The sequence below is a fragment of the Pseudomonas sp. NPDC099000 genome (genome assembly GCF_044759925.1).
Lineage (GTDB): Bacteria > Pseudomonadota > Gammaproteobacteria > Pseudomonadales > Pseudomonadaceae > Aquipseudomonas.
In genome coordinates, this window is record NZ_JBIWAF010000001.1 from 326,601 (window position 1) to 340,086 (window position 13,486).

General features: G+C 59.7%; 15 protein-coding genes. 11 read left to right on the forward strand and 4 right to left on the reverse strand.

Features of this window, described 5'->3' with window-relative positions; genetic code table 11:
• Positions 1–105: 105 nt before the first annotated feature.
• Positions 106–408, reverse strand: coding sequence for a DUF2388 domain-containing protein (locus tag ACIQV9_RS01635; RefSeq protein ID WP_403097280.1), 303 nt, complete (start codon positions 406–408; stop codon positions 106–108).
• A 190-nt stretch (positions 409–598) separates the two neighbouring features.
• Between ACIQV9_RS01635 and dnaQ the strand changes: the two genes are divergently transcribed.
• From dnaQ to ACIQV9_RS01650, 3 genes are all read left to right on the forward strand, one after another.
• Positions 599–1,357, forward strand: a complete 759-nt coding sequence (gene dnaQ, locus ACIQV9_RS01640) for a DNA polymerase III subunit epsilon (protein WP_403097283.1) — start codon at positions 599–601, stop codon at positions 1,355–1,357.
• Positions 1,358–1,688: 331 nt separating this feature from the next.
• Positions 1,689–3,944, forward strand: a complete 2,256-nt coding sequence (locus ACIQV9_RS01645) for an Orn/Lys/Arg decarboxylase N-terminal domain-containing protein (RefSeq protein ID WP_403097285.1) — start codon at positions 1,689–1,691, stop codon at positions 3,942–3,944.
• A 14-nt stretch (positions 3,945–3,958) separates the two neighbouring features.
• Entirely contained in the window at positions 3,959–4,573 is a 615-nt protein-coding gene (locus tag ACIQV9_RS01650) for a GNAT family N-acetyltransferase (RefSeq protein ID WP_403097287.1), read from the forward strand.
• On the opposite strand, the gene ACIQV9_RS01655 is transcribed toward ACIQV9_RS01650, so the two are convergent.
• A complete protein-coding gene (locus ACIQV9_RS01655; RefSeq protein ID WP_403097289.1) occupies positions 4,539–5,432 on the reverse strand; it encodes a LysR family transcriptional regulator in 894 nt (297 codons plus the stop codon). The genes ACIQV9_RS01650 and ACIQV9_RS01655 overlap by 35 nt on opposite strands.
• Before the next feature lie 88 nt (positions 5,433–5,520).
• Complete coding sequence (locus tag ACIQV9_RS01660; protein ID WP_094467661.1) at positions 5,521–5,781, reverse strand: hypothetical protein; 261 nt, start codon at positions 5,779–5,781, stop codon at positions 5,521–5,523.
• Between the two features lie 173 nt (positions 5,782–5,954).
• Between ACIQV9_RS01660 and ACIQV9_RS01665 the strand changes: the two genes are divergently transcribed.
• The 3 genes from ACIQV9_RS01665 (at position 5,955) to ACIQV9_RS01675 (ending at position 8,442) form a co-directional block, all read left to right on the forward strand.
• Positions 5,955–6,515, forward strand: a complete 561-nt coding sequence (locus ACIQV9_RS01665; RefSeq protein ID WP_403097293.1) for an NADPH-dependent FMN reductase — start codon at positions 5,955–5,957, stop codon at positions 6,513–6,515.
• Between the two features lie 265 nt (positions 6,516–6,780).
• Positions 6,781–7,128 carry a metalloregulator ArsR/SmtB family transcription factor gene (locus ACIQV9_RS01670; protein ID WP_403097296.1) on the forward strand — a complete coding sequence of 116 codons (348 nt, stop codon included), beginning with the start codon at positions 6,781–6,783 and terminating at the stop codon, positions 7,126–7,128.
• A gap of 30 nt (positions 7,129–7,158) precedes the next feature.
• On the forward strand, positions 7,159–8,442 hold the full coding sequence (locus ACIQV9_RS01675) for an arsenic transporter (RefSeq protein WP_403097298.1): 1,284 nt from the start codon (positions 7,159–7,161) through the stop codon (positions 8,440–8,442).
• A gap of 130 nt (positions 8,443–8,572) precedes the next feature.
• Here the strand turns inward: ACIQV9_RS01675 and ACIQV9_RS01680 are convergent, their stop codons facing one another.
• Positions 8,573–9,523 (reverse strand): DUF1853 family protein, encoded by a 951-nt coding sequence (locus ACIQV9_RS01680; protein ID WP_403097301.1) that lies wholly within the window; start codon positions 9,521–9,523, stop codon positions 8,573–8,575.
• Between the two features lie 107 nt (positions 9,524–9,630).
• Here ACIQV9_RS01680 and ACIQV9_RS01685 point away from each other — a divergent pair, with 107 nt between their 5' ends.
• From ACIQV9_RS01685 to ACIQV9_RS01705, 5 genes are read left to right on the forward strand one after another with little or no spacing between them, the layout of a single operon-like run.
• On the forward strand, positions 9,631–10,521 hold the full coding sequence (locus ACIQV9_RS01685) for an NAD(+) kinase (protein ID WP_010459816.1): 891 nt from the start codon (positions 9,631–9,633) through the stop codon (positions 10,519–10,521).
• Positions 10,518–11,492 carry a metallophosphoesterase gene (locus ACIQV9_RS01690; RefSeq protein ID WP_403097646.1) on the forward strand — a complete coding sequence of 325 codons (975 nt, stop codon included), beginning with the start codon at positions 10,518–10,520 and terminating at the stop codon, positions 11,490–11,492. Before ACIQV9_RS01685 ends, ACIQV9_RS01690 begins: the two co-directional genes overlap by 4 nt.
• Positions 11,489–12,358 carry a rhomboid family intramembrane serine protease gene (locus tag ACIQV9_RS01695; protein WP_403097303.1) on the forward strand — a complete coding sequence of 290 codons (870 nt, stop codon included), beginning with the start codon at positions 11,489–11,491 and terminating at the stop codon, positions 12,356–12,358. The genes ACIQV9_RS01690 and ACIQV9_RS01695 overlap by 4 nt, the downstream gene beginning before the upstream one ends.
• 30 nt (positions 12,359–12,388) lie before the next feature.
• On the forward strand, positions 12,389–12,649 hold the full coding sequence (locus tag ACIQV9_RS01700; RefSeq protein ID WP_403097306.1) for a YeaC family protein: 261 nt from the start codon (positions 12,389–12,391) through the stop codon (positions 12,647–12,649).
• Entirely contained in the window at positions 12,646–13,476 is an 831-nt protein-coding gene (locus ACIQV9_RS01705; RefSeq protein WP_403097309.1) for a DUF2797 domain-containing protein, read from the forward strand. The genes ACIQV9_RS01700 and ACIQV9_RS01705 overlap by 4 nt, the downstream gene beginning before the upstream one ends.
• The last annotated feature ends 10 nt before the right edge of the window (positions 13,477–13,486 follow it).

The window sequence follows — 13,486 nt, forward strand, 5'->3', positions numbered from 1 at the left end:
CACCGATCCCTGTGGGAGCGAGGCTTGCCCGCGAAGAAGGCGCCGCGGTGTAACTGAGAGGCCGCGTTATCGTTCTTCGCGAGCAAGCTTCGCTCCTACGGGGCGTCACAGCATCAAGATCGCGGTGGCCAGTTGTTGATCTGAATATTCCTCGGCGACTGCACCACGAATCCGCAAAAACGCCGCCTCGATCCGCGCTCCTCGAATCCCCCCCTCGCTCGCCACAAACGCCGCAGCATCATCCTTGGCCGCCAGCACGATCTTGTCGTCGCTGAACGAGCCGCTGGTGCCTTTGGTCGAGCTCAGCGTCAGGCTCACGGTGACGTCCGTGCTGATAACAAAACTGGTGGCGTGGGCGCCGGAACCCAGCAAGCAGGTACTCAATAAAACCAACCGTACAGTCTTCATGACGAATTCGAACCCCTGGTAAGCAAGGGGCGCACGCTAGCAATCCATCTGCTTCCAGACTTTATGAACATTGCTAATCATTGTTAAAAACTGCATGAGCGCCCGTCACCTGGCAGTGCGCGCGCCGGATCCCGCGAGCGTGTTAATATCGCCGCTTTTGCACGATTGACCCGTTGAGAGCTGAGCACTGATGGCCACCAGATCCGTTGTACTCGATACCGAAACCACCGGCATGCCGGTGACCGACGGCCACCGGATTATCGAAATCGGTTGTGTCGAGTTGATCGGTCGGCGCCTGACCGGCCGGCATTTTCACGTTTACCTGCAACCGGATCGCGAGAGTGACGAAGGCGCTATCGGCGTCCACGGCATCACCAATGAATTCCTCGTGGGCAAACCGCGTTTCACTGAAGTGGCCGATGAGTTTTTCGAATTCATCAAGGGCGCGCAGCTGATCATCCATAACGCGGCGTTCGACGTTGGCTTCATCAACAACGAATTCGCCCTGATGGGCCAGCATGATCGTGCGGACATCACGCAGCACTGCTCGATCCTCGACACCCTGATGATGGCCCGGGAGCGTCACCCGGGTCAGCGCAACAGCCTGGATGCGTTGTGCAAACGTTATGGCGTCGACAACTCCGGCCGTGAACTCCACGGCGCCTTGCTCGACTCCGAGATTCTCGCCGACGTTTACCTGACCATGACCGGCGGCCAGACCAGCCTGTCGCTGGCCGGTAATGCGTCCGACGGCAACGGTTCCGGCGAAGGCGCGGACAACTCCGCCACCGAAATCCGCCGCTTGCCGGCCGATCGCCAGCCGACCCGAATCATCCCCGCCAGTGAAGATGACCTGGCCCGGCACGTGGCACGCCTGGAAGCCATCGCCAAGTCCGCCGGCGCCCCGTCGCTGTGGCAGCAACTGGCCGAGGCCAAGGCGCAGGCTTGAATCAGCGCTGATGTGACACGGCTTTTGTGGCGAGGGGGCTTGCCCCCGTTCGGCTGCGAAGCAGTCGTCAATCCTGCAAACTCTGTGCATCTGAAAGAATGCAGGGGGCCGCTTCGCAGCCCAACGGGGGCAAGTCCCCTCGCCACAAAAGCTCGCTCATCAAAGGTCATTTGTTGAGCCCAACATCTTCATTTCAGATCAAGATTGATGGCCACATGATGGTGCACTCATTGACCCGCTTCAGGGCATCGAAGCTCGCCACATCCGCTTCAACCCTCTACCCTGAGCATATTGGCAGGCCACGGTCTGCAGCCTCAGGACACTGAGCCTCATGTATAAAGATTTGAAATTCCCGGTCTTGATCGTACACCGCGACATCAAGGCCGACACCGTCGCCGGTGACCGCGTGCGTGGCATCGCCCGGGAGCTGGAGCAGGAAGGCTTCAGCATCGTTTCGGCGGTGGATTACACCGAAGGACGGCTGGTCGCTTCGACCCATCACGGGCTTTCCTGCATGTTGATAGCCGCCGAAGACGCCAGCGCCCATTCTCATTTGTTACACAATATGGCTGAGCTGATCGGCCTGGCGCGGGTGCGTGCGCCGGACTTGCCGATCTTTGCACTGGGCGAACAGGTCACGCTGGAAAACGCCCCGGCCGATGCCATGGCCGAGCTCAATCAACTGCGCGGCATTCTCTATCTGTTCGAAGACACCGTGCCCTTTCTGGCGCGGCAAGTGGCCCGGGCGGCCCGTAAATACCTTGATGGTTTGCTTCCGCCTTTTTTCAAGGCGCTGGTGCAACACACTGCCGATTCCAACTATTCCTGGCACACACCCGGTCATGGCGGCGGTGTGGCGTATCACAAGAGTCCGGTCGGTCAGGCGTTTCACCAGTTTTTCGGGGAAAACACCCTGCGCTCGGACCTGTCGGTATCCGTGCCGGAACTGGGCTCCTTGCTCGATCACACCGGCCCGCTAGCCGAGGCGGAAGCCAGGGCCGCCCGCAATTTCGGCGCTGATCACACGTTTTTCGTGATTAATGGCACCTCGACCGCCAACAAGATCGTCTGGCATTCCATGGTCGCTCGCGACGATCTGGTGCTGGTGGACCGCAACTGCCACAAGTCGGTGTTGCACTCGATCATCATGACCGGCGCGATCCCGTTGTACCTGTGCCCGGAGCGTAATGAACTGGGGATCATCGGTCCGATTCCGCTGAGCGAATTCAGCCGCGAATCGATTCAGGCGAAGATCGACGCCAGCCCGCTGACCCAGGGTCGTGAGCCCAAGGTCAAGTTGGCAGTGGTGACCAATTCGACCTACGACGGCCTCTGTTACAACGCCGAGTTGATCAAGCAGCAACTGGGCAACAGCGTCGAGGTCCTGCATTTCGACGAGGCCTGGTATGCCTACGCGGCGTTCCACGAGTTCTTCGCCGGGCGTTACGGCATGGGCACGTCTCGTAGCGAAGACAGCCCGCTGGTGTTCACCACACATTCCACGCACAAACTGTTGGCCGCGTTCAGCCAGGCCTCGATGATTCATGTCCAGGATGGCGGCGCGCGGCAACTGGACCGCGACCGCTTCAATGAAGCGTTCATGATGCATATCTCGACGTCGCCGCAGTACAGCATCATCGCATCGCTGGATGTCGCATCGGCAATGATGGAAGGCCCGGCCGGGCGTTCGCTGTTGCAGGAAATGTTCGACGAAGCCCTGAGTTTTCGCCGGGCCCTGGCCAATCTGCGCCAGCACATAGCCGCCGATGACTGGTGGTTCTCCATCTGGCAGCCGCCCTCGGTGGAAGGCATCGACTGTGTGGTGACCGAAGACTGGCTGCTGCAGCCCGACGCAGACTGGCATGGCTTCGGCGGCGTGACCGATGATTACGTGTTGCTCGATCCGATCAAGGTCACCCTGGTCATGCCTGGCCTGACCGCGGGTGGTGCACTGAGCGAGCGCGGGATTCCGGCGGCGGTGGTCAGCAAGTTCCTTTGGGAGCGCGGGCTGGTGGTCGAAAAGACCGGCCTGTATTCATTCCTGGTGCTGTTCTCGATGGGCATTACCAAGGGCAAATGGAGCACGTTGCTGACCGAGTTGCTGGAGTTCAAGCGCAGTTACGACGCCAACGTCAGCCTGTCGACGTGCCTCCCCTGTGTGGCGCAACAGAACGTCGCGCGTTATCAGGGCATGGGGTTGCGGGATTTGTGCGATCAACTGCACGCCTGTTATCGCAGCAATGCCACGGCCAAACACCTTAAACGCATGTACACCGTGTTGCCGGAAATCGCCATGAAGCCGGCTGACGCCTATGATTACTTGGTGCGTGGTGAAGTGGAGGCGGTGTCGATCGATGCCCTGGAGGGGCGAATTGCCGCGGTGATGCTGGTGCCGTATCCACCCGGCATCCCGCTGATCATGCCGGGTGAGCGGTTCACCGAGTCGACGCGGTCGATCATCGATTACCTGTCGTTTGCTCGCACGTTCGACAGTAGCTTCCCCGGGTTTGTCGCTGATGTGCACGGACTGCAACACGAAGATGAGGGCAATGGACGGCATTACACCGTTGATTGCATCAAGGAATGAGGACCTTTCCCAGCATGCAACCGATCATGAATCCCAAATACCCAGGCCTCTCGGTGCGTGTCGCCGATGAGGGTTTTGCGCCTTATATCTGGGGCAGCGATTTCAGTTTTGAAGTTGCGGCCTATGGCGCCGCCGAAATCGGCAAGCCGGTGGAGCAGTGGCGGGTAACGCCGATCACCCCTTATCGAAAGTGCTATGGCATTGATCCCGAGGAGTTCAGCAGTTTCCGCGATGCCGCCGACAGTGCGGTGTTCATGGCCTATCTCGATGACGAGCCCGTCGGTCATCTGGTGGTCAGCACCAACTGGAACGGCTTTGCCCATATCGACGAGTTGGCCGTGCATGCGCCGGCGCGCCGTCACGGTGTGGCCAAGGCGTTGCTGGACGTGGCGCAGTTCTGGAGTCGCAAGAAGAAACTGCCGGGCATCATGCTCGAGACCCAGAACAATAATCTGGGCGCCTGTCGACTGTATGAACGCTGCGGTTTTGTGGTGGGCGGGATCGATCATCTGCGTTATCGCGGCATTGACCCGAACACGGCTGAAGTGGCGCTGTTCTGGTATCGCCTGTTCGATAATCCGCTGGAAAACCCGCTCAGCTCGACAACATCGCCGCGGCTTGTTCCGTGAGGATGTCCAGCAGCACCTGAACGGCCGGCATGGGCTCGCCGTTCTTCAGGGTCAGGGCATAGAGGCTGATCGGCACCGCAGGCGCCAGAGGGCAGGCATCCAGGCCGCTCGATTTGGCACCGAGGGCGGTGAACGGGTCGACAATCGCCAGGCCTTCGCCGGCCTCGACCATGCTGCGCATCATCTGATGAGTCTGCACCCGCGTCTGGATAACCGGGGCAGGGCGCAAGGCATGCAGTTTGTTGTCGAGCGCCGGGCTCAGCGGATCATGACCTTCCAGGCCAACCATCGACTGGCCAGCCAGATCCTGCAACGAAATGTACTTCTGCTTGGGTTGCAGCCAGCCATGGGGCGCCAACAGCTGGAGCTTGCCTTGGGCAATCACCTGGCAATGAATGTCGGCATGGTCGGGATCATGCAGGCTCAGCCCCAGATCGCTTTCACGCAGCAGTAGGCTTCTGACGATCTCGCGGGTGGGTTGGCTCAGCAGGGTGCAAGGCGCATCGGGAAGGCGTCGGCGCAGGGCCGCGATGCTATGGGGCAACAATTGTTGTGCCAGAGGCGGGGTGCAAATGATGCGCAGCGGGTGCGCCTGATATTGCTTGAGGCTACTGGCCAGGCGCTGGACCGGCTCAAGGGCGTCGTAGACGTGGGCGATTTCAACCTGAAGCTCCCGCGCCTCGCGCGTAGCCTGCAGACGTCCACGCACGCTGGAAAACAGCATGAAACCCAACTGATCCTCGGCGTCGCGCAAAATGCCTTCGACCTCGGCCACCGGCAACTGCAGCCATTCGGCGGCGGTGCCCAGGTGACCGGTCTGCAACAGCGCGTGGATCACTTCGATATGACGTAAACGCATGCGTGAAGTCCATGTTCAGCAGGTGAGGGAGTCAGTGACTGAATCCTAACTCAAGTGCGCGCATATGACTTCTGCTCATAACGCGGGGTTATGAGGCGGTGGTGATTTCCGGCCGGCTGCCGACATAGGTGTCGGGCTCGCGCACGATGGTGATGTTCGATTGCACCAGCAGGAACTGGTTGTCGTCGAGCTTATTGACGCGATCGCCAATGGCCAGTTTGTAGGTGGTCACAGGCGCCGAGCCAGTGAGGCCGTCATGCGAGGGGGTGGATTCCTGGAACTCATGCACGGAATAAACGCGGCCTTCCGCGTCTCTTGCATGGAACTGACCGACGAGTACTGCTGCCATCTGCTTAGAACCTCTGGAGATAAATCACTCAATTTGCGGTTCTGTAGACCGTGGTTAAGCGAAGTAAGTTTTCCTACAGGAAAAAAATAGTCAGGGGCGTGAATTCAACAGCCCACTGGGTGATTCGTCATCTATAACTACAAGTCTTTCCATCGAACAGTCGAGAATCTTCCATGAGCAACGTCTACACGATCGCCGTACTGGTCGGCAGCTTGAGAAAGGAATCGATCAACCGCAAGGTTGCGCTGGCCCTGGCCGACCTGGCGCCTGCCAATCTCAAGCTCACCATCGTCGAAATAGGCGATCTGCCGCTCTACAACGAAGACATCGATGGAGCTTCACCGCCGGCAGCCTACAGCAGTTTCCGACAACAAGTGAGTTCATCCGACGCAGTGCTGTTCGTTACCCCTGAATACAACCGTTCGGTCCCGGCGCCGCTGAAGAATGCGATTGACGTGGGATCGCGTCCGTATGGCAAGAGCGCCTGGAGCGGCAAACCAGGGGCGGTGATCAGCGTTTCGCCGGGCGCTGTCGGCGGGTTTGGGGCCAACCATCACTTGCGTCAGTCGATGGTGTTTCTGGATGTGCCGTGCATGCAGCAGCCGGAAGCCTATCTGAGCGGTGCCGGATCGGCGTTTGATGAGGCGGGGAAACTGTCCGAGTCGGTACGGCCGTTCTTGCAGAAGTTTATTGATGCTTATGGCAAATGGGTCGAACAGCATAAGAAGGTGTGACCTAAGCGCAGGACATCCCTTGTAGCAGCTGCCTTGTGGCGAGGGGATTTATCCCCGTTCGGCTGCGAAGCAGTCGCTAAATCAAGCAACGCGGTGCATCAGATAGACCGTACGTTCAGGTTTTACGACTGCTTCGCAGCCGAACGGGGATAAATCCCCTCGCCACAGGGCGCTACTACAGAGTCCGGGTATTTCAGTCTTTGCTTTACTGAATATTCGAAATTCCATATATTCACGCCTCGTTTGTCCAGAGGCGTGTTCCCGCATGTCCAGCTCCCGCAGTCCCGTCGATATTTTCAAAGCCCTGGCCGATGATACCCGCAGCCGTATCGCACTGTTGATCGCTCGCGAAGGCGAGTTGTGCGTGTGTGAATTGACGGCCGGGCTGAACCTCAGCCAACCCAAGATCTCCCGTCATCTGGCGCAATTGCGCGCCAATGGCCTACTGGCAGACCGTCGCCAGGGGCAGTGGGTTTTTTATCGCCTGCACCCGGAGTTATCGCCATGGGTGATCACTCTGTTACAGGGCGCACTGGCCGATCACGCAGAGTGGCTAGCCACGGATGTCCACCGTTTGCAGGCCATGGGTGATCGCCCGGTACGCTGCTGCTAATCCCCGCTTGGTCTTTTAAGGCTGTTTCGCATGCTCATAGCGTCGCTGATTTTTCTCCTGACCATCACCCTGGTGATCTGGCAACCCAAAGGCCTGGGCGTAGGCTGGAGTGCAGCATTCGGCGCTGTGCTTGCGCTGATTTTCGGGGTAGTGCACCTGGCTGATATCCCGATTGTGTGGCAGATCATCTGGAATGCCACCGGCACCTTCGTGGCGCTGATCATCATCAGTCTGCTGCTGGACGAGGCGGGGTTCTTTGCCTGGGCTGCGCTGCATGTGGCCCGTTGGGGAAAGGGCAGCGGGCGCAAACTCTTCGCTTATATGGTGCTGCTCGGGGCGCTGGTGTCGGCGTTGTTCGCCAATGACGGTGCGGCGCTTATTCTGACGCCGATTGTGATTTCCATGCTGCTGGCGTTGCGCTTTTCCCCGGCGGCGACGTTGGCGTTCGTGATGGGCGCCGGTTTCATCGCCGACACCGCGAGCCTGCCGTTGGTGGTGTCGAACCTGGTGAACATCGTCTCGGCAGACTTCTTCAATATCACCTTCAATCGTTATGCTGCGGTGATGATTCCGGTCAACTTCGTCAGCGTCGCCGCCACGCTGGCGATGCTGATGTGGTTTTTTCGCCGTGACATCCCCAAGGATTACGACCCCGAACAACTGGAGCATCCGGCGACCGCGATCCACGACAAGGCGACGTTTTATGCCGGTTGGGTGGTGCTGGTGATTCTTCTGCTCGGCTGCTTTGCCCTCGAGCCGTTGGGCATTCCGATCAGCGCCATTTCCGCGGTGTGCGCGGCGTTGCTGCTGGCGATCGCCGCCCGGGGCCACAAGATTTCCACGCGCAAGGTGATGAAAGAAGCGCCGTGGCAGATCGTGATTTTCTCGTTGGGCATGTACCTGGTGGTGTATGGCCTGCGCAATGCCGGGCTCACCGGGTATCTGGCCGGGTGGCTCGACGGGTTCGCCCATTACGGCATTTGGGGCGCGGCCATGGGCACGGGCGTGCTGACGGCACTGTTGTCGTCGATGATGAACAACTTGCCGACGGTGCTGATTGGTTTACTGTCGATCGATGCAAGCCAGGCCACCGGTGTTGTTAAGGAAGCAATGATTTATGCCAACGTCATTGGCAGCGATCTGGGGCCGAAGATTACGCCAATTGGCAGCCTGGCGACCTTGTTGTGGCTGCATGTGCTGCAGCGCAAGAATATCCGGATTGGCTGGGGGTATTACTTCAAGGTCGGGGTGGTGTTGACGGTGCCGGTTTTGTTGGTGACGTTGGCGGCGTTGGCGTTGCGTTTGTCCATCTAGACCGGGTTGGCTTCTTCGCGGGCAAGCCTCGCTCCTACAGTTTTTGTGTCGTTCGCCGAATTTGCATTCGACATAAATCTTGTAGGAGCGAGGCTTGCCCGCGAAGAGGCCGGCGTAGACGCTACAAATCTCAGCCACTACCCGGCACATTCGGCCAAAGATCCGCCACCAGGAACAACCGCTCCGCTTCCTCCCAATCCCCCTGCGCATTCTCGATCAGGCGCACCATCAACTGCGCCGGGGCCAAAGGCTCCAGATCACTGAACCATGCCTCCAACTGCTCAGTGTTCCAGGTCTGTTCCACCGGGTAATGCGCCGGCGCCAGCCACGCATGGCGGGGCAGGGGTTGCCAGCGGCCGAACGGGCGCTGCACGACAAAGTCCGCCCAGTCCTTCTGATGCAGCCAGCTGCCACGCAAATGCTGCGGATGCGCGCCGTTGGGCGGTTCGGCTTGTCCTGGCCACGGATACAACAGATAGCCGCCCAGCCACAGATGCGCGCTGAACTGCCGAATATCCAGCGCCGCCAGCACCTCACGGCTCTCCGGGCGAGCGGAAATCGGCAATTGATGCTGGGTCAGGTGCGCCAGTTTTCGATCCAGCCGATCATGGCAACCCGGCCCCAGCCACTGCGCCGTGTCGCGTCCGTCGCCATTCTGCGGGCCCAGATACAGTTTGATCGCCAGTTCCAGGTGGTGCACACCGTCGCGATCGCGCAACAGGATGTCCAGCTCACCCAGCGTGTGGCCTTCGCGGCGGATCGGCATGTTGGCGGCAATCAGCTCGATACCCGGTGCATGGCGCACGGCGTATTGCCACAAGCGTTCGTAATACAAGCCCAGTCGCCGGGTCCTGGCCTGTGCCAGCCAGTGCAGCAGGTCATAACTGTCGCGGTCGAGTTGCTTCAGCCATCGTTCCAGCTGTTCAGGTGCCTGTACCCAGTCACTGCCGGCCAGCGGATGGCGTTGCGGCCACGGGGTGATGTCGAGCATCGGCGGCGCGAGGATGACCCAGGCCAGGTCGCGCACTTCGGGGTGGCGCAACTGGTGGGGTAACTGGAGCAAATCGGGAAATAGGATCATCTTGCGAGCATAGCCCTAAACATGAGTACTCCCTTGTGGCTGAAAGGATTTTGTCTATCCTGCGCTTTCGCCCATAATCGTGTTTTTCACCGTCGCGCAGGAACCCCATGGAGCAATTTCGTAATATCGGCATCATCGGTCGCCTGGGCAGTTCGCAGGTGCTGGATACCGTCCGCCGACTGAAACGGTTTCTGCTTGATCGTCACCTGCACGTGATCCTCGAAGACACCATCGCCGAAGTCCTGCCCGGTCATGGCCTGCAAACCTCGTCACGCAAGATGCTCGGCGAAGTATGTGACATGGTGATTGTGGTCGGCGGTGACGGTAGCCTGCTTGGCGCCGCGCGTGCCCTGGCCCGACACAATATTCCGGTGCTCGGCATCAACCGCGGCAGCCTCGGTTTCCTGACCGATATTCGCCCGGATGAACTGGAAGTCAAAGTCGCCGAAGTGCTCGACGGCCACTACCTGGTGGAAAATCGCTTCCTGCTGCAAGCCGAAGTCCGCCGCCACGCCGAGGCCATCGGCCAGGGCGACGCGCTGAACGACGTGGTCCTGCACCCGGGCAAATCGACGCGGATGATCGAATTCGAGCTGTACATCGACGGCCAGTTCGTCTGCAGCCAGAAGGCCGACGGCCTGATCGTCGCCACGCCCACCGGTTCGACCGCCTACGCGCTGTCGGCGGGCGGGCCGATCATGCATCCCAAGCTCGACGCTATTGTGATTGTGCCGATGTACCCCCATACCTTGTCGGGCAGGCCGATTGTGGTCGATGGCAACAGTGAGCTGAAAATCGTTGTGTCCAAAGATATGCAGATTTACCCGCAAGTCTCCTGTGATGGGCAGAACCATTTCACCTGCGCGCCGGGCGACACCATCACCATCAGCAAAAAAGCCCAGAAACTGCGGCTGATTCACCCGCTCGACCACAACTACTATGAGGTCTGCCGGACTAAGCTCGGCTGGGGCAGTCGGTTGGGTGGTGGAGGCGACTGATGCTCGATCCCGCGCGTAGCTACGACCTGATCGGTGACGTGCACGGTTGCGCTCTGACCCTTGAGCACTTGCTCGACCGGCTCGGTTATCACAAACAAGGTGGCGTCTGGCGGCATCCATCGCGTATGGCGGTGTTCGTCGGTGACATCATCGACCGCGGCCCGCGGATTCGCGAGGCGCTGCACATCGTCCACGACATGGTTGAGGCCGGTCAGGCGCTGTGCATCATGGGCAACCATGAATTCAACGCCCTCGGCTGGGCCACACCGGCGCCGCCGGGCAGCGGCAAGCAGTTCGTGCGCGAACACACGCCACGTCACGCGCGCCTGCTGGGTGAAACCCTGACGCAATTTGAAAATCATCCCGGCGACTGGCATGACTTCCAGCAATGGTTCTACGAATTGCCATTGTTCGTGGATGCCGGACGTTTCCGCGTGGTGCACGCCTGCTGGGATTCCGGCCTGATCGAGCCGCTGCGCGCGCTGTTCCCCGATGGCTGCGTCGACGAACATTTCCTCCAGGCCTCGGCCGTGCCGGGCAGTTTCGCCTGCACCGTGTTCGATCGCTTGCTGCGCGGCACCGACATGCGTCTGCCCCACGGGCTGACCATGACCAGCGGCGATGGCCTGACGCGTTCGTTCTTCCGCACCAAATTCTGGGAAGATGACCCGCAAACCTACGGAGACATCGTGTTCCAACCTGACGCCTTGCCCGAACCCGTGGCCCAGACGCCCCTGTCGTCCACCGAAAAAAATACCTTGCTGCGTTATGGAGTCGATGAGCCGATGTTGTTCGTCGGCCATTACTGGCGCAGCGGCAAACCGGCACCGATCCGTCCGAACCTGGCCTGCCTGGATTACAGTGCGGTGCTCTACGGCAAACTGGTCGCCTATCGCCTGGATCAGGAAACCCGTCTCGATCCCCACAAATTTGTCTGGGTCGATGTCGAGCGGCCGGAGGTGTTGCAATGAGTGCGGTTGCCGTTTTACGTCTGCCGCTGGCGGTGGATTTGAGCGGGTTCGTCAAACTGCTGCAACGCATGCAGGTGCCGCATCGGGTCAGCGAAGAATCGGGCGAGCAGGTGCTGTGGGTGCCGGCCAATATCAGCGAAGACGTGCGTTCCTTATATGAACGTTTCCCTGCGGGCGACCCTGATCAGCAGCTGGACATTCCCGTCGCGCAAACCACCAAACGGCCCGGTTTCGTCGAGCAGTTGCGGCATGCCAAGGCAACCGGGCTGGTGTTGTTGCTGAGCCTGATTGTCGGTGCGGTGACGCTGCTGGGCGAAAACCTCGACACGCTGCGCTGGCTGACCTTCCTCGATTTTCGCATCGTCGGCGAGTACATCCACTTTGTGCCCTTGGCTGACAGCCTGGCGGCGGGGCAGTGGTGGCGCCTGGTGACGCCAATGCTGATCCACTTCGGCATCCTGCACCTGGCCATGAACGGCATGTGGTATTGGGAGCTGGGGCGGCGCATCGAGTCGCGCCAGGGCAGCATCAACCTGATCGGCCTGACCTTGCTCTTCAGCCTGGTGTCGAACTACGCCCAGTTTGTTTTCAGCGGCCCGACCCTGTTTGGCGGATTGTCCGGCGTGCTGTATGGCCTGCTCGGGCATTGCTGGATTTTCCAGTTGTTGTCGCCGAACCCGGCTTACCGCCTGCCGCGCGGCGTGCTGGTGATGATGCTGGTGTGGCTGGTGCTGTGCCTGTCGGGGCTGGTCTCGATGATCGGTTTCGGTGAAATCGCCAACGCGGCCCATGTCAGCGGGTTGCTCGTCGGATGCTTGACCGGTTTGTTGGGTGGTTTGTACAACCGCCGTAAACTGGCCGTCTAATCAGTTATGTATTAAAGAGCGGAGCCCTTGATGTCCTCTTTTAACGAAATGATCCAGAACATCACCCACGATATCTACCAGAGCCTGAAACTGGCGGTGGAAATCGGCAAATGGTCCGACGGTGGCAAACTCACCGCCGAGCAACGCGAACTGTCGTTGCAAGCGATGATCGCCTGGGAAATCCAGAACCTGCCCGAGGAAGAGCGTACCGGCTACATGGGCCCGCAGGAATGCAGTTCGAAATCGATCAGCGTGCCGAATATCCTGTTCAAATCGGATGCCGTCCATTGATTGAGATTGGCCGCGGTGCAATCAGCAAAATGTCGGCGCGCCTTGACGGGCCGGACGTGCAGTACGCGTTTCGTCTGGATGACGTCGAGGTGCCGGTCAATCCATTGATCGGCACCACGGTGCGTCTGGAGTATCTGGGGGCGATCCATTGCTCCCATTGCGGGCGCAAGACCAAAACCAGTTTCAGCCAGGGTTATTGCTACCCGTGCATGACCAAACTGGCGCAGTGTGACCTCTGCATCATGAGTCCGGAGCGTTGCCACTACGACGCGGGCACGTGCCGGGAGCCGGAGTGGGGCGAGAAGTTCTGCATGACCGATCACATTGTGTATCTGTCGAATTCATCCGGGGTGAAGGTCGGGATTACCCGCGCCACCCAGCTGCCGACTCGCTGGATCGACCAGGGCGCCCGTCAGGCGTTGCCGATCATGCGCGTCTCGACCCGCCAGCAATCGGGGTTTGTCGAAGACCTGTTCCGCAGTCAGGTGGCGGACAAGACCAACTGGCGTGCTTTACTCAAGGGCGATGCGGTGTCGGTGAACCTGGCCGAGGTTCGCGATCAGTTGTTCGACAGCTGCGCCGAAGGGTTGCAAGGCTTGCAGGAACGATTCGGCCTACAAGCGATCCAGACTATTGCCGATGTAGATGTCCTCGAAATCCGCTATCCGGTCGAGCAATACCCGGCCAAAATCGTCAGCTTCAACCTGGACAAGAATCCGATTGCCGAAGGCACGCTGTTGGGGATCAAGGGCCAATACCTGATTTTCGACACCGGCGTCATCAATATTCGTAAATACACGGCTTATCAGCTCGCCGTGCATCAGTAAGGACTCCAGC

Excerpts from the sequence above, each read along its gene's own strand:
- ACIQV9_RS01685 (WP_010459816.1), top strand. The coding sequence starts at position 9,631 with ATGGAGCAATTTCGTAATATCGGCATCATCGGTCGCCTGGGCAGTTCG.
- ACIQV9_RS01660 (WP_094467661.1), bottom strand. The coding sequence starts at position 5,781 with ATGGCAGCAGTACTCGTCGGTCAGTTCCATGCAAGAGACGCGGAAGGC.
- dnaQ (WP_403097283.1), top strand. The coding sequence starts at position 599 with ATGGCCACCAGATCCGTTGTACTCGATACCGAAACCACCGGCATGCCG.
- ACIQV9_RS01700 (WP_403097306.1), top strand. The coding sequence starts at position 12,389 with ATGTCCTCTTTTAACGAAATGATCCAGAACATCACCCACGATATCTAC.
- ACIQV9_RS01635 (WP_403097280.1), bottom strand. The coding sequence starts at position 408 with ATGAAGACTGTACGGTTGGTTTTATTGAGTACCTGCTTGCTGGGTTCC.
- ACIQV9_RS01680 (WP_403097301.1), bottom strand. The coding sequence starts at position 9,523 with ATGATCCTATTTCCCGATTTGCTCCAGTTACCCCACCAGTTGCGCCAC.
- ACIQV9_RS01650 (WP_403097287.1), top strand. The coding sequence starts at position 3,959 with ATGCAACCGATCATGAATCCCAAATACCCAGGCCTCTCGGTGCGTGTC.
- ACIQV9_RS01695 (WP_403097303.1), top strand. The coding sequence starts at position 11,489 with ATGAGTGCGGTTGCCGTTTTACGTCTGCCGCTGGCGGTGGATTTGAGC.
- ACIQV9_RS01655 (WP_403097289.1), bottom strand. The coding sequence starts at position 5,432 with ATGCGTTTACGTCATATCGAAGTGATCCACGCGCTGTTGCAGACCGGT.
- ACIQV9_RS01665 (WP_403097293.1), top strand. The coding sequence starts at position 5,955 with ATGAGCAACGTCTACACGATCGCCGTACTGGTCGGCAGCTTGAGAAAG.
- ACIQV9_RS01670 (WP_403097296.1), top strand. The coding sequence starts at position 6,781 with ATGTCCAGCTCCCGCAGTCCCGTCGATATTTTCAAAGCCCTGGCCGAT.
- ACIQV9_RS01645 (WP_403097285.1), top strand. The coding sequence starts at position 1,689 with ATGTATAAAGATTTGAAATTCCCGGTCTTGATCGTACACCGCGACATC.
- ACIQV9_RS01675 (WP_403097298.1), top strand. The coding sequence starts at position 7,159 with ATGCTCATAGCGTCGCTGATTTTTCTCCTGACCATCACCCTGGTGATC.